At 26.1% G+C, this 21,432-nt stretch carries 25 protein-coding genes and 3 tRNA genes; 5 read left to right on the top strand and 23 right to left on the bottom strand.

The window, feature by feature from the left end; genetic code table 4:
- Positions 1-87 precede the first annotated feature (87 nt).
- On the top strand, positions 88-1,281 hold the full coding sequence (locus SLITO_RS00890) for an IS3 family transposase (protein ID WP_075057916.1): 1,194 nt from the start codon (positions 88-90) through the stop codon (positions 1,279-1,281).
- A 6-nt stretch (positions 1,282-1,287) separates the two neighbouring features.
- Here the strand turns inward: SLITO_RS00890 and SLITO_RS00885 are convergent, their stop codons facing one another.
- From SLITO_RS00885 to ytpR, 8 genes are all read right to left on the bottom strand, one after another.
- Complete coding sequence (locus SLITO_RS00885; RefSeq protein WP_075057915.1) at positions 1,288-2,010, bottom strand: hypothetical protein; 723 nt, start codon at positions 2,008-2,010, stop codon at positions 1,288-1,290.
- Between the two features lie 10 nt (positions 2,011-2,020).
- Complete coding sequence (gene tyrS / locus SLITO_RS00880; RefSeq protein WP_075057914.1) at positions 2,021-3,274, bottom strand: tyrosine--tRNA ligase; 1,254 nt, start codon at positions 3,272-3,274, stop codon at positions 2,021-2,023.
- A 3-nt stretch (positions 3,275-3,277) separates the two neighbouring features.
- Complete coding sequence (locus tag SLITO_RS00875) at positions 3,278-3,772, bottom strand: hypothetical protein (protein ID WP_075057913.1); 495 nt, start codon at positions 3,770-3,772, stop codon at positions 3,278-3,280.
- 16 nt (positions 3,773-3,788) lie between these two features.
- Positions 3,789-4,136 (bottom strand): hypothetical protein, encoded by a 348-nt coding sequence (locus SLITO_RS00870; protein ID WP_075057912.1) that lies wholly within the window; start codon positions 4,134-4,136, stop codon positions 3,789-3,791.
- Positions 4,137-4,205: 69 nt separating this feature from the next.
- Positions 4,206-4,901 carry a hypothetical protein gene (locus SLITO_RS00865; protein ID WP_075057911.1) on the bottom strand — a complete coding sequence of 232 codons (696 nt, stop codon included), beginning with the start codon at positions 4,899-4,901 and terminating at the stop codon, positions 4,206-4,208.
- An 8-nt stretch (positions 4,902-4,909) separates the two neighbouring features.
- Positions 4,910-5,767: a hypothetical protein gene (locus SLITO_RS00860; RefSeq protein WP_075057910.1), complete on the bottom strand. Its 858-nt coding sequence runs from the start codon at positions 5,765-5,767 to the stop codon at positions 4,910-4,912.
- A 17-nt stretch (positions 5,768-5,784) separates the two neighbouring features.
- A complete protein-coding gene (locus tag SLITO_RS00855; protein ID WP_075057909.1) occupies positions 5,785-6,840 on the bottom strand; it encodes a nicotinate phosphoribosyltransferase in 1,056 nt (351 codons plus the stop codon).
- A complete protein-coding gene (ytpR, locus tag SLITO_RS00850; protein ID WP_075057908.1) occupies positions 6,822-7,403 on the bottom strand; it encodes a YtpR family tRNA-binding protein in 582 nt (193 codons plus the stop codon). Before ytpR ends, SLITO_RS00855 begins: the two co-directional genes overlap by 19 nt.
- 84 nt (positions 7,404-7,487) lie before the next feature.
- On the opposite strand from ytpR, the gene SLITO_RS00845 reads away from it, so the two are divergent.
- Genes SLITO_RS00845 through SLITO_RS00835 form a run of 3 tightly spaced genes read left to right on the top strand, consistent with a single transcriptional unit; the run spans position 7,488 to position 10,049 of the window.
- A complete protein-coding gene (locus SLITO_RS00845) occupies positions 7,488-8,318 on the top strand; it encodes a DegV family protein (RefSeq protein ID WP_075057907.1) in 831 nt (276 codons plus the stop codon).
- A gap of 9 nt (positions 8,319-8,327) precedes the next feature.
- Positions 8,328-9,161 (top strand): DegV family protein, encoded by an 834-nt coding sequence (locus SLITO_RS00840; protein WP_075057906.1) that lies wholly within the window; start codon positions 8,328-8,330, stop codon positions 9,159-9,161.
- Between the two features lie 12 nt (positions 9,162-9,173).
- Positions 9,174-10,049: a DegV family protein gene (locus SLITO_RS00835; RefSeq protein WP_075057905.1), complete on the top strand. Its 876-nt coding sequence runs from the start codon at positions 9,174-9,176 to the stop codon at positions 10,047-10,049.
- 49 nt (positions 10,050-10,098) lie between these two features.
- Here SLITO_RS00835 and SLITO_RS00830 read toward each other — a convergent pair.
- The 10 genes from SLITO_RS00830 to coaD all read right to left on the bottom strand — a co-directional run bounded on the left by SLITO_RS00830 (position 10,099) and on the right by coaD (position 17,711).
- A tRNA-Trp gene (locus SLITO_RS00830) sits at positions 10,099-10,174 on the bottom strand.
- A 41-nt stretch (positions 10,175-10,215) separates the two neighbouring features.
- Positions 10,216-10,291 (bottom strand) — tRNA-Trp (locus SLITO_RS00825).
- Between the two features lie 44 nt (positions 10,292-10,335).
- Complete coding sequence (locus tag SLITO_RS00820; protein ID WP_075057904.1) at positions 10,336-10,773, bottom strand: Fur family transcriptional regulator; 438 nt, start codon at positions 10,771-10,773, stop codon at positions 10,336-10,338.
- Positions 10,763-10,993 (bottom strand): acyl carrier protein, encoded by a 231-nt coding sequence (locus SLITO_RS00815; protein ID WP_075057903.1) that lies wholly within the window; start codon positions 10,991-10,993, stop codon positions 10,763-10,765. Before SLITO_RS00815 ends, SLITO_RS00820 begins: the two co-directional genes overlap by 11 nt.
- Positions 10,994-11,020: 27 nt before the next feature.
- On the bottom strand, positions 11,021-11,443 hold the full coding sequence (locus SLITO_RS00810) for a hypothetical protein (protein ID WP_075057902.1): 423 nt from the start codon (positions 11,441-11,443) through the stop codon (positions 11,021-11,023).
- Positions 11,418-12,584 carry a hypothetical protein gene (locus SLITO_RS00805; protein WP_075057901.1) on the bottom strand — a complete coding sequence of 389 codons (1,167 nt, stop codon included), beginning with the start codon at positions 12,582-12,584 and terminating at the stop codon, positions 11,418-11,420. The genes SLITO_RS00810 and SLITO_RS00805 overlap by 26 nt, the downstream gene beginning before the upstream one ends.
- Before the next feature lie 162 nt (positions 12,585-12,746).
- Positions 12,747-12,822: transfer RNA gene (locus SLITO_RS00800), tRNA-His, on the bottom strand.
- A 94-nt stretch (positions 12,823-12,916) separates the two neighbouring features.
- Positions 12,917-15,874, bottom strand: a complete 2,958-nt coding sequence (locus tag SLITO_RS00795; RefSeq protein WP_075057900.1) for a 2-oxo acid dehydrogenase subunit E2 — start codon at positions 15,872-15,874, stop codon at positions 12,917-12,919.
- A 75-nt stretch (positions 15,875-15,949) separates the two neighbouring features.
- Positions 15,950-17,206 carry a Pr6Pr family membrane protein gene (locus SLITO_RS00790; RefSeq protein ID WP_075057899.1) on the bottom strand — a complete coding sequence of 419 codons (1,257 nt, stop codon included), beginning with the start codon at positions 17,204-17,206 and terminating at the stop codon, positions 15,950-15,952.
- 25 nt (positions 17,207-17,231) lie between these two features.
- A complete protein-coding gene (gene coaD, locus SLITO_RS00785; RefSeq protein WP_200901509.1) occupies positions 17,232-17,711 on the bottom strand; it encodes a pantetheine-phosphate adenylyltransferase in 480 nt (159 codons plus the stop codon).
- 34 nt (positions 17,712-17,745) lie between these two features.
- Here coaD and SLITO_RS00780 point away from each other — a divergent pair, with 34 nt between their 5' ends.
- On the top strand, positions 17,746-18,501 hold the full coding sequence (locus SLITO_RS00780; RefSeq protein WP_075057898.1) for a type III pantothenate kinase: 756 nt from the start codon (positions 17,746-17,748) through the stop codon (positions 18,499-18,501).
- 28 nt (positions 18,502-18,529) lie between these two features.
- Here SLITO_RS00780 and SLITO_RS00775 read toward each other — a convergent pair whose 3' ends face one another.
- From SLITO_RS00775 to SLITO_RS00755, 5 genes are all read right to left on the bottom strand, one after another.
- Complete coding sequence (locus SLITO_RS00775) at positions 18,530-19,486, bottom strand: L-lactate dehydrogenase (RefSeq protein ID WP_075057897.1); 957 nt, start codon at positions 19,484-19,486, stop codon at positions 18,530-18,532.
- A 127-nt stretch (positions 19,487-19,613) separates the two neighbouring features.
- Positions 19,614-20,021 carry a 30S ribosomal protein S9 gene (rpsI, locus tag SLITO_RS00770; RefSeq protein WP_075057896.1) on the bottom strand — a complete coding sequence of 136 codons (408 nt, stop codon included), beginning with the start codon at positions 20,019-20,021 and terminating at the stop codon, positions 19,614-19,616.
- The gene (gene rplM, locus SLITO_RS00765) at positions 20,021-20,476 is read right to left on the bottom strand and encodes a 50S ribosomal protein L13 (RefSeq protein WP_075057895.1); all 456 of its coding nucleotides are present in this window, start codon (positions 20,474-20,476) and stop codon (positions 20,021-20,023) included. The genes rpsI and rplM overlap by 1 nt, the downstream gene beginning before the upstream one ends.
- A 93-nt stretch (positions 20,477-20,569) precedes the next feature.
- Complete coding sequence (locus SLITO_RS00760) at positions 20,570-20,878, bottom strand: HAD hydrolase family protein (protein WP_075057894.1); 309 nt, start codon at positions 20,876-20,878, stop codon at positions 20,570-20,572.
- 20 nt (positions 20,879-20,898) lie between these two features.
- Entirely contained in the window at positions 20,899-21,360 is a 462-nt protein-coding gene (locus SLITO_RS00755; protein WP_075057893.1) for an HAD hydrolase family protein, read from the bottom strand.
- Positions 21,361-21,432 lie beyond the last annotated feature (72 nt).

Raw genomic sequence — 21,432 nt, 5'->3', positions numbered from 1 at the left:
ACATCTTTAATATGAACATCTAAAATAAAATTGACAGTAAAAAAGTACTTTTATTGTTAAAATTTTATTGAAAGGTGTTCTTTTTATATGGCAAAACAATGAACAAAAAATGAAAAACTTAATATAATTAATGAATCAAAAAAAATTGGTATTTTAAATGCGGCATTGAAGTTTGATATTAGTACTAGCACAATTAAAAGATGAAAATCAGAGGTAAAAGTTAAAGGTGAAGGCGCTCTTGAATGAGGTAGCGGAACACAAGCAAAAGGAAATATCAAAAAATTTAAATCTCATGATTGAATTTTTAAAGAACCTGATGATATGAGCATTGAAGAATTAAGAGAGGCTTTGAAACTGGAACGAGCTTTAAAAAAGCATTTGGCGAAGACAACTAAGGAAAAGTACTTCGCCATTTTTAATGTTAAAAGAATGTTTTCTTTGAAATTATCTTGTTTATATTTAAAAGTTTCAAGGTATGGATATTTAAAATGACTTAAAAACGGAAAACCAAAGTATAAAAATTATAATAGAATTTTAGCAATTAAGATAAGATGCCTTTTTTACTTGTTTAAAAAAAGATATGGTTATAATATGATAACTTTATTTTTAAACAAATACTTTAAAGAAAGATTAAACCCTTGAGTTGTTTATAGATATATGAAAATAATGAGTTTAAAAGCAGCAAAGAAAAAGAAAGTTCCAAACTATGATAAATCAGGTCCATTAAGATTTGAAAATCTACTAAATAGAAACTTTAAATCTAAAAATATAAATGAAAAATGAGTAACAGATGTAACTTATATAAAAACTATTAATGGAAACGTATATCTATCTGTTATAAAGGATTTGTTTAATTCAGAAATTATTGATTGAAAGTTATCGGTTAGTCCTAATAATAAATTATGTCATACAAATTTAATAAGCGCCATTAAAAAAAGAGGTGCACCAAAGATAATCCACTCAGATCAAGGATCACCATATACAAATGAAACTTGAGAAAGATTATGTAAAACTAATAATATAAATATTTCTATGTCACGAAGAGGAAATTCACCAGATAATGGTGCTTGTGAGTCTTTTTTTGGAACTTTTAAAAATGAATGTATATATACATATAAAGTAAAAGAACTACATCATTCAAATATTTATAAAATTATCTCAGACTATATAGAGTTTTATAATTATGTTAGACCTTTATTAAAACATAAAAAAAACTCCATACGAAATTCGTATGGAGAAAGTATCTTTTTAATGTCAATTTTAATTGACAATTTCATTTAAGGTATTTTAAGCTTTTATTGCTGTGGGAACATATAGTTTATCTTTAATTGCATTTGTTAACAATTCTATAGTTATAATAAGATTTACAAAATCAGCATTTACAACTGAAATTTTTACAAAGTCATGAATTCAATCATATTCATCTACCAATATACTATAATCTATAAAATAATCCAATTTTAAAACTTGATCTTGTTTTAAAAGCAATTCACTTGATAACTTAACTATTACATCTAAATCCTCAGATGTTGCAATTTTTTTTAAAATATCATTAAGTTCAACATATATTTTATCTTTTTTTAATCTATCTGTAATTATAGAAAAATCTTTAATTAAGCTTTGTGCTGACAAATTTATTTTTTTGATTGCAAATTTCTCATTAAAATTTACAGCATTTTTTTCTTTTTGGAAACCCAATTCTTCAAACTCATGATATAAAGACTTTAATTTTTTAATTCCTGATGTTGCAGATATTAAATTCATTTCAACTTTTGCAAAGTTTTTAAGATCACAATTTTTATGAGTAAGAGTCTCTTGGTTTATTTGTCTATAATTATTTAGTTTATCAACTATTTTATCAACTTCATCAATGTTTTCTACATAATTTTTTGAAGAGTCCATATTTATTTTTATACTTTCGTTATTTAAAGACAAACCTTTAAAACACTCATTATTCAAATAGCTTATAAAATCTTCTAAAGTTACCACTACTAATTGTTTGATATCCATATTTGTCCCCCTAATTAGTTAATTCAACAACATAGTATTTTTTCTTACCTTTTTTAACAAGTATAAATCTATCTACTGTGAAGTATCGTTTATCAATTATTGAATTATCTTCAATGAACTTATTTTCAAAATTTATTGATAAAGCATTATCATTTATCAGTTCTCTTCCTTCTCTTTTAGAAGTAATTATTTTTGCTGAAATAAGAAAATCTAAAACTTTTAAATCGCTTTCAACTTTTATAATATCAAAAGTTTTGATCAAAGACAACAAATATTCTTTATTCAAATTTTTTAAATCTCCACTAAATAAAGCATCAGAAATTTTTAATGCTTTTTTATATCCTTCATCACCATGAACAAAACTTGTAACTTCTTGTGCGAGTTTTTTTTGTGCAATTCTTTTAAAAGGTTCTTTTTTATGAACTTCCATTATATTTTGGATTTCATCAACCTCTAATGTTGTTAAATAGTTTAAAAGTATTTCACAATCTTCGTCATCTTGATTTAAAAAAAATTGATACAATTCATATTCACTTGTTTTGTTTTTATCTAACCATACTGTGCCAGATTCTGTTTTTCCAAATTTAACTCCATCTTTTTTTGTGAGTAGGTTCATTGTAACTCCACAAGCTTTCGAGTTTAAATTTCCATAAATACTTGAAATGTAATCAGTACCACTTGTAATATTACCTCATTGATCAGAACCTCCAATTTGGACATTACAGTCATGATTTTTATATAAATAAAAAAAGTCATATGCTTGTAACATTGTATAACTAAACTCAGTAATACTTAAACCTTTTTCTATTCTTGATGATATATTCTCTTTTGATAATAAGTTGGCCAAATTAAAATGCTTACCTATATCTCTTAAAAAATCAATTAATGATAATTTATTGAGTCAGTCAGCATTGTTTAATATTTCAACATTTGGTAATAGATTTTTTAATTGTTTTTTGATTGATATAATGTTGTTATTTACAACAGATAACTCTAATAATACCCTTTCTTGACTTTTAAAACTAGGATCACCAATCATAGCGGTTGCTCCTCCAATTAATGCGATTGATTTAAAACCATTATTAGAGAACCTCTTTAAATTTAATATTTGTATTAAGTGACCTACATGCAAAGAATCTGCTGTAGGGTCAAAACCACAATAAACAGCATTATTATTTTTTTGAGAATCTAAAAGCTTATTTTCATTAGTAATTTGCTTTAGTAGTTTTCTGTTTTTTAATTCTTCAATAATGTTGCTTTTCATAAGCTATTTCTCCTTAGTAGTTTTCTTTTTCTTAGAATCTTCAACTTCAATTACATCTTCGCTCATACTTATAGAAACATCTTTAACTTTTGCATAAGCAACATCAGCACGATCAATAACATCAACTGCAATTGTTGCCAAGTCCTTAGCTATAAGCTGTGCATTTTTTGATTTTGCTAAATCCATACCAATTTTGACGCTTGTTTTACCGATTTTTTGAAGTGCCTTGTAAGCAAGCTCTTTTGTTTTTGCATCATCTAGTTCGTCACTAGCATTTCTAATGTTTGAAAGTTTCATTTCAATAGAAGCGACCACTTCATCATTTTCTTCTCCTTGGCTTTTTTCTCAAGCTTCCTCAAGTGATGCAATAAATTTTTTTATTTGTGGTCTATATTTTTTTAAATATTCAACAAAATCTTTTCTAACTTCTATTCCTCTTTTGGGTGCTAGCATCATCCCTAAAAACATTCATGTAGAAATTTTAAATAACTTAAACATATATTTTTATCCTTTACTAATCTTCTGAGTTTGCAAAATCTTTAAGTTTATCAACTAACTTATAAAATACGTCTTTATTTTTTGTTGCTACTTTAACTCATGATTTTACATTTCTTTTTGCAAAAGCATCAAAAATATCTAGATAATTTGTAACCTTAGCAATTGTGTCAACTGTTGCATTCATCATTTCTGATTTATAAGTTAAATCTTCAAAAAAATAATCAACTTTTCTAGCTGCAATACCCACTTTTCTAAGAGTGATAATTGAATACAACGAAAGAACTATAGCTAATGCTAAAAGTATAATTATAAGTATATTTTGTGTTATTTCAATATTAGATGCTAAAATGTATAATGATTTCATATGATTTCTCCGTTACATATTAAAATTATACAATACTTATGGCAAAATATTATATATTTAAGATGCCTTTTAATTGTCTTCTTCTTCCTCTAAACCTAATCTTTCTTTTCATCCTGAAGGTCCTCTTTTAGGTCCTTTTTTTTCTTCAACATAATTTTGATCGGCCCAATTCATTGTGTTATTTTTTTTCATAATAAGTAATTTTCTGGCTCTTTCTGTTTCGGCATTATATGCTCTTTTATATATAAATTTTCTTCTTTCTTTTAAAGGTAAATTAGGGTTTTTTAATACCAAAGTGTTAATTCCATCTTCAATTTCTTCCATTTTTTTTAGGTAATTATCATGCAACTCAAGAGTACTTTCAACTTCTTCAATATCAAAATTATCAGTTTTAATTAATGATGATAATTTTTTTGAACTTTTTGTTATTAGTTTTTCAACTTTATTTCTTTCTTTAGCAAGTTGTTTTTCAAATCTTTCTTCATTTTTTTCTTTTTCTTTAAACTCATTTTTAACTAATGTAATTGTGTGTTCAATCTCTTTTTTTTGATCTTTACTAAAAGGAAGGGTTTTTTTCTTTCTTGGAGTAATTAATTTTTGTACTTGAATGTCAAGAAGTTCATTTTTATTTTTGGGGTTTTTTCTAGATGGAACAAAATAACTATCTTTAATATTTTCATCTATACCCATAAGTTCATTACTTTTTTTTACTTCTTCTAATCTTTTTTTAGCAAGTTCTTCTATTTTAATGTCTTTTTTACTCATAAAATCACCTACTTATCATTTTTTTTAGATTTTCTTCTTGGTTTTATTAATAAACTTTTTTCTTTTTTACGCAATAAAGAGTTAAACTCATTAATTTTATCTTTTAAAAACTCTTCTCTTGTAACATCACTATCAAATTCCATTGTTCTAATATCTTCAATAGTTTGATTTAATTCATCTTCTAAAATTCTTTCTTTTTTTATTTTTAATTGTTCTAATTTATCTTTTACTTCATTTTCTAAACTTGAAAATTTATTCACAGTTTTAGAAATGGGGGTTTTAAAAGAAAACTTATTGCGGTTTATATAATCATTTACATTTTTTCCGTCTATTCTATTTTTAGATATTTCAGATAATCTTTTAACTCTATCAAGTTCTGACTCTAAAACAACAGTAGCATTTTTTTCGTGGTATTTTTTTGCTCTATCAGAATAAGAAACGGTTTGCTCTTTAATTTTTTTAATATCAGTATAGACACTTTCGTCAATAGCACCAGTTCTTCTAAGTTCTTCAATTTTTTGAAGTTTTGCAATTACTGGATCATTTTCCATAACTTGATTTTGAATGTCTTGAGATTTTTTTAATGCACTGTTAATAATAGAACCTAATGGACCTTCAACTTTTTTAGGGTTATTTTTTCTTAAATTTGCTTTTAATTCTGATAACTTATCAATTTTTATTTGAGCATCATCTTTGGGCAAATCTTCTAATTTTGATTTTTTACTTTGGTCCTTGTCTGCAAAAACAGGTTCCATATTAAGAATTGGGTCGTCATTAAATGTTCAATGATTTGGCACTCTTTCTTCTTCAAGTTTTGCATACTCGCTTTTGTCTAATTTACTTTGCTTTTTTTTAAAAATAGCCATATTTACCTCTATTCTTATTAATATTTTATACTTTTAAGTCTTAAAGATTCTACAAATTTTCGACCATATTTAGATTGCTCCTTCTGATTAACTTTTACAACATCACCAGTAAATGTAATTTTATTTTTTGTTAGAGCTTCTCCAACACCATATATATCAACACAAGCATTATTTTTTTCAAAATATTTAATTTTATTTTCGTCAAAACCCGAAGATACAATGATTTTTACATTTTTAAACCCATTTTTATCTAGCTTTTCTCTTAACATGTTAACAAGAATTATATTAACTCCTTTGATGTTTTCCTCATTAATATCCAAATTTTCTAATGATTTATCAATTAAATTTTGTGCAGTATCAATTCTTACTGCATATAATTTATCCCCTAGGCTATTACACAATTTTATACTATCTTCTATAACGTCGTTGTTATAATCAACAAGAGCAATTAATTTATTTTCAGGGAAATTTTTTAAATATGCATTAGCAGCATCAACAACATTACCATCAAATGCAGCAATTAAAGAATGAGGCATAGTACCCCTTAAGTCATAGTCTATGTCTAAGTATTCAAAAGATGCGGGTGTGACAAGGTTTTTAAGTCCGCCAACATAAGATGAATAACCATCAATTTGTTGATTTAAATAAAAATCCATTCTATCATTCATATTAATTACAACTTTGTTATTTGCTGCTACTGCTATTTTGTATGCGTTATTTGCAACCGTTGTAGCTCTAGATAAAATCCCATCAATAATTCCTTCTAAATGACAAAATTGCTCATATTTTCCAGTTAATCTCAATACAGGTTCGAGTGGCTCTATGATTTCTCCTTCTTCTAGATATTCAAATAAAACATTTTTAACATTCGCTTTTTCTAATAGATCTTTAACTATTCTACTTCCACAAAAAAATACACCTTCACGTCTTTGAAATCATTGCATGGTAAATATGGTATCTTTTTTTTCGTTGTTAATTATTTTCCTTGTTTTTACAAAATAATCTGCTGTATAGTAATCTTTATATATTCTTTTATCTAAATTAAAAATAGGTTTTATATTATTAGTTTTCATATTGAATTACCCACCTCTTTTTCATCAATATTTAATTCGATAATTCCATTATTATTTATTTTATCACTTATTATATTTAATTCTTTTTTTGAACATAGCATTCCGAAAGATTCGAAACCATTAATTTTTCCTTTATTAATTTGTAGACCATTTGGTAATCAAGAACCTTCTGTTGCAAGCACAGTTAATAAACCCTCTTTTACATTTTTAGCACCACAAATTATTTGGATATTGTTTTTGCCATCAAAAACTTCACACTTTGATAAGTGTGTGTTTGGAATTTTGTCTACTTTTAAAACCTTTGCAACTATGAATTGATCTTCTATTTTATCAAATATACCATTTTTATTTAAAATCTCAATCAAATGTTTTTTCAATAAATCATTTTCTAAATTATTTTCATTAATATTTAAATTTAATTTATACACATTAAAGCCAACTAGTTCTTCATCATTAAAAAGACATACAACATCATCTTTTCTAACAAGTTTATTTACCAATGCATTTTTTAAAGTTATTGCAAGACAATCAAAGTTTTTTATGTAATTTAAAAATATTTTCATTTTTTATATTTAACCTTTCATTTATTTGGAATAATTATAAATCAATTATATAATATAAAAAGATTTTTAAATAAAGGAGAAAATATGAAAATTGCAGTACTTATTGATTCATCAAGCGGTATAAAAAATCTTAGTTCCTATAAAAATCTTTTTTTGGTTCCTTTGATGATTACAAAAGAAGATGGCGAGCAACTAGCAGATGATGAAAACTTTGGAATAGAAGAGTTTTACGAATTACACAAACAACAATTATTAAAAACATCACAATCAATTCCAGGTTTAATGTTAGAAAAATGAGACGAGTTATTAAAAGATTATGATGCGGTTATTTGCTTGTTAATTTCTAAAGGATTATCTGGTCAATATAATACTTTTAAAATGTTTAGTTCTGAAGAAAATTATAAAAATAAAATATTTGTAGCAGATACAAATGGAGTTAGTATTCTTTTAAAAAGGCAAGTAGAATTTGTTTTTAAACTTATTGAAGAAGGCAATGACGCTAACACTATTGTTGATAGGTTGGAGGAAATAAGTTCTAACTTATTAGGTTATATTATACCAAAAAGTCTAAGTCAACTTGTGCGTGGCGGAAGAATAAGTAAAGCAGCAGCTGGTTTGGCAAAAATACTTAAAATTACACCAATTTTAAAATATGATGGGACAATTGACAAGGAATCAAAGACAAGGACTTTTAAAAAAGCAGTATCTTATTCACTTGACTTAATTAGAAAAAAATATAAGGATCAGTTGCAATTAGATGTTTCTTGCTCAAGAAGTGATCAAGAAACAACCGATTTAGTTAAGCAACTTATTATAGAAAAGGGATTCGAAATTGGGATATGAGAAGATATGCCAAATGTTATAACTTGCCACACTGGAGAAGAAACATTTGCATTTATTCCGAATTTGTTTTAGGTAAAATATATGAAAATAGCAATATTAATAGATTCAGCAACCGGGATTAAAAACACCCAAGATTATGAAGACTTATATTTAGCGCCATTAATGATTACAAGAGAAAACGGTCAACAAATTGCAGATGACGAATCATTCTCACAAGAAGAATTTTATGAATTATATCACCAAGAAATGTTGAGAACTTCTCAAACCACACCAGGAGATATGTTGACAATTTGAGACAAACTTTTAAAAGATTATGACCAAGTTTTGTGCTTATTATTATCAAAAGGTTTATCAGGACAATTTTCAACTTGCCGAATGTTATCAGAAAATGATGAATATAAAAATAAAGTTTTTGTAGCGGACACAAATGGAGTGAGCATTGTTTTAAAAAGACAACTTTTATATGCAATGGAATTAAAAAAAAGCGGTAAAAATGCAAAAGATATCCAAGATATAATAGAAAAAGAAAATGAGGACTTTGATGTATTTATAGTTCCTAAAAAACTAGATCAACTTGTGCGTGGCGGAAGAATAAGTAAGGCAGCAGCTGGTTTGGCAAAAATACTTAAAATTACACCAATTTTAAAATATGATGGGACAATTGACAAGGAATCAAAGACAAGGACTTTTAAAAAAGCAATTGAAACATCACTAGATCTACTTAGAAAAAAACACCCAGGGATTAATTTATTAGACGTATCTTTTTCAAGATGTAGTGATGAAACATTAGAGATGGTAAAAGAAATAATTAAATCATCAAATTATAATGTAGGTTTTTTTGATGAAATTCCTAACACCATTACATGCCATACTGGTTTAGAAACTTTTGCCCTTGGTGTGTGAAAGAAAAAATAGGAGGTTAGATATATGAAAATTGGTATATTATTAGATAGCTCATCAGCATATGTTAATGGAGAATTTAACTCAAAACTTATTGATGTTCTGCCATTGCATTTAATTGTAAATGATGAAAGTGATTTTTTAGAAACTGACGAATCAATTAAAAACAATAATCTTTCAGAAGAAGTAAAATCAGATAAGAGAAAGTCAACTTCTCAAGCTTCCCCTGGAGAATTAATGATTAAATATGATGAAATGTTAAAGAAATATGATCATATAATACATATTTCAATTCCAGAAAATCTATCAAGCATGATGCAAACAGCATTTTTAGTTACAAGTGAATCACCATATAAAGGTAATGTAACTGTAATAAAACATAGCATGGCTGCAAACGCTTTGAAATACCTTGCATTAAAGTTTGAGGAAATGATTAATAACGGAATAACTGATCTTAGCCTTTTTCAAAAAGAGGCTGAGCTAATGGAAAATAATGCTTTTTTAGCCTTAGTTCCAAGTAATTTACAAACACTTGCAAGAGGCGGAAGAGCCAAAATGGTCATTTTTAAATTATTAAAAATTGTTAAGGCTAAGGTTTCAATCCAGTGAGGTAAAAAACCTAAAAAAATTGGTATAAGCAGAACTTATGGATCATTAATTGAAAAAACAATCTCAGCAATAACAAAAGAATTCAAAGATGAATTCAAGCTATTTTTGCTTTATAGAGAAGAAGTAAGCAAAAAAATAACAAGCACAGTAATCGATTATTTAAAAAGTAATAAAATTGAATATAGTAAAGAAAATTTATCGCTAGTTTTCCCTTGACATGCTGGATCCGATACAATTGCACTCATAGCTATTAAAAAAGACTTATTACCAAAGTCAGTAATGGATGAAAAATAAAAAAACATTATATAAATATAAATTTATATAATGTTTTTTTTATCAACATTGGCAGGGGTAGCAGGACTTGAACCCACGACACTCGGATTTGGAGTCCGATGTTCTACCAACTGAACTATACCCCTATTATAAATAAAAAAACCCTTGCGGGTTGTAATATCAACATTGGCAGGGGTAGCAGGACTTGAACCCACGACACTCGGATTTGAAGTCCGATGTTCTACCAACTGAACTATACCCCTATTAACACCAAATAATTATATCATTTTTGGTGCTTTATTTTCTGCTAATTTATTTTTTTGCAATTTTCACATATTGTGTGTAAATCAATTTTATAATGAATTAAATTTAAATTTTTATTTTCTAAATAATCTTCAAAAAGTTTTTGAGTGGTTTTGTTTAAACTTACATCTTCAATATCAATGATCTTTCCACAATTGTCACAACACAGATGTATTAATTGTTGAGAAATGACTTCATATGTTATTTGTTTACCATCAAGAGAGTTCGTGAAAAGCAAATGTAACTCTAAAAATAAGTCAATATTATTATAAATTGACATAACATTTACTGAACCTAAATCTTTTTGAACAAAATCAATTATTTCAGATATTGTGAAATGTTTTTTTGTTACAATTGCTTTCAACATAGACAATCTAACATCAGTTAGTTTGATTTTTTTAGACTTGAACAAATTTACATATTTTTCAATATTAGCTTTCATTTTTTAGTTTTTCAATTACTTTTAATATATCATCAACTGTTTTTATTGTAACCAAATCATCGTCTGGAACAGTTATTTCAAGTTTGTTTTCTAAGCTAACAATCATATCCATTAAATCTAAAGAGTCTAGTTCCATATCTTTAAATGCCGACTCTTTCGTAATACTTCCTTTTGCCCCTTTTTTAATAAGAGCTTTTTTTATTTCTTCAAAATAATTCATATAATCACCATATTCTATTATATATTATTATAAAGTAAATAATCAACTATATAAAGTTTCTCCAGCTGTATAAAAAACATTTACATTTTTTATATTTTTTTTATCATCTATTGAAAATTTTAAGTTAATATTTTGGCTTTTAGGACCTAATTTATTAAATTTTTGTAAAAAGAAATATTTAAAATTATCCATTTCAAAACTTACAGCTCCGTCATGATATTTTAATATATAGATATTTTGATCTATATTGAAAGATATTTCCAAATTATTGCTAGCGAAGTCTTTCTTTGGTTCTGGTTTATTATTTGGATTAGTGACTTCTGGGGTTGCCTTAACTTCATTTTTGTTATTTGTTAACAAAAAATAAATAAAAGTAGAAAAAGTCGAAACTATAAAAAATACAATTAATAAAGAAAAAAATATCTTAACAAACCTCTTCTTCGTTTTCATTTATATAATTTATTGCTCCTTCCTTATTTTTATTTGTAAACTTATTGAATATAGATAAATCAATTAAGTAATTGTAGTTATAATTAAATAATTTATTTACATTAGAACTACTTGTTAATGTTTTATAAATATTAAGACCTTTATATAAATAGTTAATTTGAAATTTTAAACCATTATATGTTATTTTTTTATTAAATATTAAATCACCTTTATGTAATGGATTATAAACAATACCCTTTTCACACCAATCTCCTTTGCAATCTTCAACAATATTTTCAGGATATTTGAAACTGGTTTTATTTGCTAACGATAAACTAAAACTATTATTTAATGTGGATATATTTTCATCAAATTTTTTAATATTATAAAACTTATTAAAATCTTTGTTTGAAATTATTTCACTCTCAACTGTTGCTACATCAGAAGAGTTAATTCTTTTTAAATAATTTTCTAAAAAGGAAAATGTTTTTTCACCGAATAAATCTTTTAAATTATTTTCATAGTTTTTTTTATATACAGAATTAAAATAAAAGTCTTGATCGATTAAGTTGTATTGTTTTTGATTATGCTGAAAATGCAAATCTTCCTGAACTAATTCCATATAATTATTTTCATGCCCATAAGAAAGAGTATTATTTAAAAAAGCAGTTACTTTATTGTAAATTGTTATATTTTTTTCAAAATCATTTAAAACAATATTATTTAAAGAGCTAATTAAGTTAATTGTAATTTTTCCAGAATTACTTAAATTTAAATTAGTAAACCAATTAGAGTGAGCACTAATTTCAAAAGAAAGAATTATTTGATCTAATCCTTCTAAATATTTAGTTGGTATATTTAACTCCAAAAACTGAACATCAGCAATGTAGTTAAGTTTTTCAAATTTTGTATGATTAATTATAAAACTATTAAATTTAAAAACCGGTTCATTATTATCATTTTTCAATTCCATAAAACCATTTAAAGTGTTTAAATAAAGTTTAAATTCCAAAGCAACTATTGCTAATGGATTAAAGTTACCCATATGTTTATAATATTCGAATGCAACTTCTCTTTTTAAATTAGGTCTTATAAATAATTTATAATAACTTTCTTTATTAACAAAAAATACTTGATTTATAAAAATTACATCAAAAGTCATTTTGTTATCATCTTTATTTGAAATATTGATATGATTTATTAAATCACTTTCATTTTCTCTAATTTCTTGATTATTAAATTCTATTTCAAAAATATTATCACCCCATTTATTAATATCGACAAAAAAAACTTATTTAAAATAAGTTTTTTTAATTTCTTTAAATGGGGCGTACAAAGGGAATTGAACCCTCGAATGCCGGAACCACAACCCGGTGCGTTAACCACTTCGCCATGTACGCCATAAAATAAGACAATTATTATTATACTAAAAATATTAGCATTAGCAATATTTAAATAATAATTGTTTTATTAAATAGATAAAAATTTTATATATTACGTAACTGTAAGCATTTCAGGTTTTTCAAGTATTTGTTTAACCCTTGCCATAAATCTACCTGCCTCAGCAGCATCAATTATTCTTTGATCAACAGTTAAGCTCATATTCATAATTGCTTTAATGGCCAACTTTTCATTATCTACAACAACTGGTTTTTTTACAATTTTACCAACACCAATTACTGCAGCATTCGGATAAAAGATTGTTGGCGTAGCTTGTAATGCACCAATGTTACCGTAGTTAGCAATTGTAATCGTGCTACCTTCTGACTCATAATCGTTTATAAAACCTTTTCTTAATCTTTGAGTAATTTCTCTAATGTCAATTGCAACTTCTTTAATTGTTAGTTTTTCAACAAACTTTAAAACCGGAATAATTAATCCTTCACTTGTCTCGGTTGCCAAACCAATATTATGATATTTTTTTATAACTAATTCATTTGTTTCTGGGTCATAGCTTGAATTTAATTTTGGATAATCTCTCAAGGCTATGGATATTGTTTTTGCAATAAATGCAATTGTTGTAAATTTAACAGTTGATTGAGTTTGTCTCAAAACATGTTTAAGTTTTAATATAGAGCTCATATCTATGTCAGTTGAAATAGTTAAAGGTGGTATATAATTTTGGCTAAGTATCATTGATTTAACAGCAGTATTTCTGTTTTCGTTGACTTTAGTTCTTTCTACATACTCATTATTTTGTGCATTTTCATAATTAATATATCCAATTGTGTTAGAAGGTTTGTCTTTTTCAAAATTAACAACTTTAAGTTCTTCTTTTAATTTTTCAGCATCTTGTTTTAATTTTGCTATTTCAAGATCGTGAATATTTTCTGTTGCAACTTTAGAAGTAAATTGTTTTATTTCATCTTTTATAACAGATTTAATATCATCAATATTTGTATCTTTTTTTGGATTTAAATTTTGCATCATGTTTTGCATTAACATATATTGCATCATTTGACCAAACAAATCATTTGTACCATTAAAATTTGATTGCTGATTTAATCTTGTGGTTGCAGAGTTTAATTGATTTTGTTGTTCTAAAGTACTTTTTAACTCTGCAATTTCTTTTTGCAAATAAGTAATAGCTTTAGAAGCTGTTTTTTCATCAGCTTGCTTTTTAAACTCTCTCCCTTGTTTTTGAAGTTCTTTTTCTAAATCTATTTGGCTATCGATTGTATTATCATAATTTAAATTATAAGAGTTTTGTTGTGGTTGGTTATTATTATTATTATTATTATTATTATTATTTTGATAATTATTATAATCAACCGGGTTTTGATTAGGAACGTTTTGTTGTGGTTGATTACTTATATTATCTTGATAATTATTGTAACTTTGATACTGCATAGGAGTTTGATTTTGATGATTGTTTCTTTGTTGATCGGTCTTAATATATTTATTATCTGGAAGCGATGTGAATTCTTGTTGATTTTGGTCTCCTCCGGATTCGATATATTTCATTTCATCTTTATAAGCAGTATAAAGATTTGAAGCTCTTAGTCAACCTTCAAACTCTTTTTTACCATTTGGTGTGTCCATGTATCTAACGTACTCAACTTTACCTGTTACTGGATTTTGAAATGGAACTTGTCTTGTGAATTCTTTTGGCAGTCCTGTATCTTTAATCGCTTTTGAAAAAGCCATTCTTTCCTCATTTAAACCTTTTTCAACAGCTTCTCTTCTCATGTTAATTATGTTTCTTTCATCTCTATCTTTAATTAAATTTCATCTTTTTCTATTATCATATAAACTAGAAAGTTTAGATTCTGCATATGTTTTTTGGCCCTTTGAATTCAATTCACCCACCAATTGATTCGGGTCTTTTTGAGGTAAAACAGCACCACCGTATTTAGATAATGAATTTGCATCAATTACAAGTGGCTCTTGATCTTCTACATACCCTCCATATGAAATGCCAAAATCGCCATCTTCTGATGACCTTTGTCTCATATATGTACTATCAGTTGATACATTCATAGTTTTGTCATATTTATTATTTTGAAAGTTATTGTTTCCCATACTAGTTTGTCTTTGGTTATCAATTATGGCATTTTCTTTTGTAGCAACAATGTCATTTTCTAAAACCGAAGGATCTCCTCCTGCCGCATTTAATTTTTCAATTCTTGATTTTATTATGTTTCTCATTATTAAAGGTCTACCCTTTTCATCTAATTTAGACATTGCATTAAGTTGATTAGTATTATCTTCAACTTCTTTAAAATCGTTTTCTTCTAACAATTTTTCTTTACGTGCTTGTATTATTTGTCTAAACTTACTAACTCCGGTTAAATCATCTTTTGCAAATAAATTATTATTTTGGCCTGCCCCATTAACTAAATCAGTATTAGATATTTTAAGTAACTCTTCTTTTGGCAAGTCTCCCATTAATTTTTGTTGAGGAGCATTTTTAATAGAGTTTCTTATATTCTCACGCATTTGGGCAAATCTATCTTTATTACTTGCTGAGGTTCCCATATTTTGAATATCCTTTTCTTCAATTTGTTCCATTTTTTCTTGTGTATCTTTTATGTCTTCAGATGTTGTTGAAAATGGCGTGATCGCTTGGTTGTATCTATTATACATAACAGCTCCAGAAAATGAATCAGCATCACTTTCCGCATCTAAAAGTCTTTCTTCTGCAACTTCTGGAATTTTAATATCATCACCATCAAATTCCGAGTTACTTTTTTTAATACTTTTAGTTTTTATTTTTTGTATTTCTTTTTCACCAATTGCAATGTTAGCTAATATACTACCGTTTTTTACAGGGCTTCCTAGTTTAATGGTTTTGGTAATCATTCCATTATAATTAGATTTAATTTTGACCTCACTGCCATCTTCTAATTTGATAAGAGCAAAATCTTCACCAAAAGAAGTATGGTTACCTTGAAATAATCAATCTTTTAAAATACCTTTTAAAGGCAAATTTCGTGCTCTTAGATGGACCATTATTGCACCCCTTTGGTTTTACATTATATTTCACCATATATTATATAAAAAAATAAAGGCCAAGTAAAACCTCTATTAGTCAACATATTTAGACCTTGATATTATTATACCTTTTTTTACTAGCTTTTTAAACCTCTCAGCCTCTCTAAGATTATCTTTTATGATCATCCTATCTTTAAAACCAACTTCTTGAATTAATTTCTTAATATATTTTTTATAATCTTTTTTATGTTGGTCTTTTCTTTTTTTATAACCTATAAATAATTTTTTTTCTAAGTTTAAAATATTATTATATTTTTTTATAGCTTCAATTCTTTCGTGTTTTGGAAGTGATTTAACATTTTTTTTAAATGATCTATTTTTACTGATATTAGTTAAAATTAATACTCTTAGCATTTTTATAGAATCTTTACGAATTTGTCTAATTTTTGCTTTTTTAATATCATGTTCTTTTTTTGAAATTAAATTTCCATTTATATCATGTCAATTATAAAACTTAATATTATTTATTTTTAAATATAAAAACTGAAATGAAGTTATTAAAAATATTACACTTAGGATACCAGCTAAAAAAAATAATACTATAACTCAATATGGCTGATTCATATTTGTACTGTGAACAACTCCATTAGAAGATAACTCGTATCTATTTAAGTTTAAAAATCAATAAGGATATCACATTTGTGTATCATAATAAATAGACTTATCAATAACTCCATTACTATTAGTTCATAAGTTACTTCAAATTCAATGATTTGAGTTACTATATATATCATTATAGAATGTAGGAGAATATAGTTTAAATCTATAATGTCCTCTTAACATAACAAAAAACAAATAAAGTGCTGGGTATGTACAAGTTACTGGAAAATTAAATTTTAAATGTTTTTTATAAGATATATAATCATTACCACAAGATAATATAAAATAAGCAATCATAATTAATGGTATTATTAAGTGCAAAATAATTGTTGAAATTCAATTTTGAAGATCTGTTTCACCACCAGTTTGACCAGGGGCTGCTATTCCTAATCAAAATACAACCATTGTTAAAGTTATATATACTGTTATTGCAAGTTCAACACCAAAACTCAGTCTACTGTTACATATTTGTTTATATAAAATTGCAAGAACTAAATAACCAACAACAATGTAATTTGATTGTGTAGTAAAAAACGAAAAATATATGTCTATTCTATCATATAAAGGAATACCATACATATTTTCTTTTGGACTATACATTTGTAAAAGCATATCAAAAATTAAAAATGAAACTAAAGAAATTAGTAAAATAATTTTAATAGAGAGTTCTAAGTTTTTATTAATTTTCATTATATACCTACTTTATTCGTTAAATTTACTTTTGGTTTTTATAAAACTCTATTTCTTTTATAATTGATGAAGATAGTTGTCTTTTATCCATATCAGATACAAGCAAAATTGTTTCAATATCACTACTTAAAGTTCTATTTGCATCAATGTAATCAACTTCGTTTTTAAAAGTTTCTATATCTCTAACTCCTCTAACAATAAATTTAATATTCATTTCTTTAGCAAAGTCAATTGTTAGTAATTTATCGTTAGTGACAATTTCAATATTTGATAAATCTTTTGTCATTTCTTTAATTTTCTCAATTCTAGATTTTAAATCTGGGCTTATATTTTTATTAATATTTTTAGTTATAACTATATAAATAAAATCAAAAATATTTAAAGCCTTTACCAAAATGTTTAAGTGACCATTATGAAAAGGGTCAAAGCTACCAGGGTACATAGCAACTTTATTTTTTTTATCATACATATTAGTTATTTTATATTTTTTTTTAATAAAATTCATAAATATGGTAATATTTTTAAAAAAGGGGATAAAAATGGATTATCTATTTATTGATGCTGGCAATACAACTGTTGATTTTAGAATATATAATACTAATAATGATCAAATAATAAAAATAATTCGTCCATTAACCCAAGATGAATACTATAAAAATGTACAAAACCTAGATGAGTTTTTTATTAAAAAAAACGTTATTTTTAGCAAGATAATCTATTCTTCTGTAGTACCAGAATGAAGTTTAATTATTAATGAGTTATCTCAATTGCGCAATGTTGAAATTACAAATATAAAAGAAATCAACCTTCATGATTTAAATAAATTTAAAATTGATAAATTTGAAATACTTGGGGGAGATTTTGTAGCAAATTACTATGGTGGTGTCGGTTTTTATAATGAAAAAAACCTAATTATTGTTTCATTGGGAACAGCGTCAACAATTTCAATTATAAAAGATTCAAATTTTATTGGTACAGTTATATCACCAGGACTAGAAACTTCTCTTAATGGTTTAATTTCTAAAGCTGCACTTCTTAAAAATTTCAAATATGAAAAAGCTAAAATAAAAATTGGAACAAATACTATTGACGCAATTTCGATTGGTATATACAATATGCATTACCTTATGATAAAAAGCTACGTAAATTTATTATCAAATGAATATAAAATTAATAAAATTATATTCACTGGTGGGTATTCAAAAAATTTTATAGAAGAAATTAATAGTGATAATTATGTTTATGATGAAGAGTTAATTTTTAAAGGTCTAAAATATATAATTAACAAATCATAATAAAAACGCAACATTTGTTGCGTTTTTATTATTCTTTAATTGCTTTTTCTGCAGTTTTGAATGTTTCTTTAATTGTATTTGCTGAATCATTTAATTTTTTTAATTCTTCTGAACTAATTTCTCAATCTAGGATTTTTGTAATCCCTTTTGCTCCAAGTGAACAAGGAACACTAACATAAGTATCTTTAATTCCATATTCACCATTTAAGTAAGCCCCAACCATAAGCATTTTGTTTTCATTTTTTAAAATTGATTTAACAATTCTACATAAACATGCTCCAATACCATAAAATGTTGCACGTTTTTTTTCAATAATTTTATAAGCCATGTGAACTGCTTCTTCTTTTAATTCATCTAATTCTTTTTGAGTTATTTTTTTCTCATTAATATATTGATTAATTGATTTACCTAAAATTGTAGCTTTACTTCATAAAGCAACAGATGAATCTCCATGTTCTCCTGCTAGAACTGCATTTACTTCTTTTGTATTTACATCAAATTTTTCTGATAACAATCTTTTTAATCTTGATGAATCTAATGTAGTTCCAGATGAAATTACTGAGTTTGATGGAAATCCTGTAACAACCCTATATACATTTGTAAGTACGTCTACTGGGTTTGAAGCAATAACTGTAACTCCGCTAAATCCTGATTTTTTAATTTCTAATGCAATACTTTTCATAATTTTTGAGTTATCTGCAACCATGTCAAGTCTTGTTTCTCCTGGTTTTTGTGGTCTACCAGCAGTAATAACAATTACATCAGCATCTTTACAATCGCTATAATCTCCAGCTTTTACACTATGAAAATAATGAGGAACCACTGCTTGTGTATCGTGTAGGTCCATTTCATTTCCTTCTGCAAGTTCTTTAAACACATCGATTAATATGTAATCTTCTGCCAATCCTTGGTTAATTGCGCTGTATACGAAACTGGTCCCAACAGCTCCACATCCAACTAAAACTATTTTTTTACTTTTAATCATATAATTCACTCTCCTTATTCCTTACATATAATTATATACTCTTTTAATTTTAATATAAAAAATGCCTCAATTGGCATTTAAAAAAGTATATTTAAATTTAATTGATATAGTTTTATTTTTATTAATACTAACGTTTTGAAAATTGCGGTGCACGACGTGCTCCATAAAGTCCATATTTTTTACGTTCTTTTACACGTGCATCTCTAGTTAATAACCCTTTTGCTCTTAAATCAGTTTTATAATCTTTACTTGCATCTAATAATGCTCTTGCAATCCCAAGTCTTGCAGCACCAGCTTGTCCTGTAAATCCTCCACCTTTAACTTTAACTTTAATTGAGAAGTCTTCTTTTGTTCCAGTTGCTACAAGAGGTTGTTCCATATCCTGAACTAATGTAGCATATGGGAAGAATTCAAGTGCTGGTTTTCCATTAACAACAATATCACCATTACCTGGTGTAAGTACAACTTGAGCTACTGAAGATTTTCTTCTACCAGTACCTCTATAAGAAATAGTAGTTTTTTTAGTTGCAGCCATTAATTGTTAACTCCTTTTTTTGTATTAATTACAAGTACTTCTGGTTTTTGAGCCTCGTGTGGGTGTTCAGTTCCAGCATAAACATGCAATGCACGATATTGACTAGATCCTTGAACTGTTTTAGGCAACATAAGTCTTACGGCTCTTTCCACAATTCTTTCTGGAAACAATTTTCTTTGTGTTTCAACGTTTCTAGCTTTCAATCCACCTGGGTGAAATGAGTGACTATAGTATTTTTTATCTTTTTCTTTATTACCAGATAAAATTACTTTATCAGCATTAATAACAATAACATGATCTCCATTATTAATATGTGGTGTAAAACTTGGTTTATGTTTACCTCTTAAAATTTTTGCAATTTCAGTAGATAAACGACCTAGTGTTTGTTCACTTGCATCTACTACATATCATTTTTTTGCGATATCAGCTGTTTTAATAAGTGTAGTTTGTTTCATGTGCTCTTTCTCCTTCGCTTCCGGGGCTTGTGAGTAAGCAAATATATTATATATTATTTAACTCAAAATTGACAAGTATTTTTTTAAGTATAATTAATATTTTATATAATTTGCAATCTCTGATACTTCATCAATGGTTTTATTTGCAGCAGATAAAGCAAGTTTAGATCCAGTTTTTATTGCAAATGTGTTATCAAATTGAGATAGCATCTCATAATCATTATCACCAGTAATAACAATATCTTCATTCTTAATTTTTAATTTACTTTGTAAAAATCTAATACCCTTCGCTTTTGATACTTCCTCATTCATTATTTCAATAATGTATGGCGCGGTTTGGACTAATTTTATACCTTTAATATTTTTAAATAACTCTTTTATTTCTTCAAATTCAGAACTCAATCCATATATAGAAACATTGTTTAATCAATATTTGTGATAACTTCATCAATATAATCATTAAAAATATCTTTAACGTTAAATCAATTTTTTCAAATAAAATTTTCTTGATACTTTTCTAATCCGACTTCAATTCCAGCTAATATTTTACAATTTAATGTGTCTGATATTTTAATTCCAAATCTTTTATGTAGTTTTTTTAAACCATTATAAATAACTTCTCTCTCACTCATTGGAATAGTTTTATTATATAAAATCTCATTATCTTTTATAATTGCAGCCCCATTATTTATAATAAAATAACTCAACCCTAAATCTAAGTATTCAATACATTTTTTTAAGTCATCAACACTTCTACCAGTTGTTATTATAAGTTGATTTTTCTTTACTCAACTTTTAATAAATTCTTGTGTATTAATATTAATTTTATATTCATCTTTTTTTAAAGTAAGTGTTCCATCGTAATCACTAAATCATCACTTCATACTTCATTTCTCCAAACTTATAATGTTTAATTACACTTTAATAATAACAACTAATATACTAATAGTTATAAA

Origin of the sequence: Spiroplasma litorale (genome assembly GCF_001267155.1) — a bacterium.
Lineage (GTDB): Bacteria > Bacillota_I > Bacilli_A > Mycoplasmatales > Mycoplasmataceae > Spiroplasma_A > Spiroplasma_A litorale.
This window is presented reverse-complemented; position numbering and strand designations above follow the sequence as displayed.